Source organism: Hydrogenovibrio sp. 3SP14C1, from assembly GCF_029625905.1.
In the GTDB taxonomy this organism is placed as follows: domain Bacteria; phylum Pseudomonadota; class Gammaproteobacteria; order Thiomicrospirales; family Thiomicrospiraceae; genus Hydrogenovibrio.
Genome location: NZ_JARTLM010000169.1, coordinates 1 through 262, shown reverse-complemented (window position 1 = coordinate 262; position 262 = coordinate 1). Strand labels below are relative to the sequence as shown.

The following is a 262-nucleotide window of genomic DNA, read 5'->3' as shown; positions in this document are numbered from 1 at the left end:
ACCTTATATTAGAGCGATTTTGCGTAACTGGCGTACTAATGGCATCGTGACAGCGCGTGATGTAGCAGATAACCGTGAAACGCGTGAGATGCGTCAAGCAGAGCAGCAGAGTGATACAACCCTATCAGATGATTATTTTAACTCAGTCGATAGCTTGCGTAAGGCTTGGGGGTATGATAATGCTCAGTAAGAAAAAATTTCTGGAAGTACTAGATATAATTGCAACCATGTTTCCTGAGGCTCATGGTGAATTAGATGCAGC

At 43.1% G+C, this 262-nt stretch carries 1 protein-coding gene; it reads left to right on the top strand.

Annotated features, from left to right (window positions below; genetic code table 11):
* On the top strand, positions 1-190 hold a 190-nt coding region (locus P8629_RS12105; RefSeq protein WP_278166361.1), incomplete at its 5' end, for a hypothetical protein.
* Between the last annotated feature and the right edge of the window lie 72 nt (positions 191-262).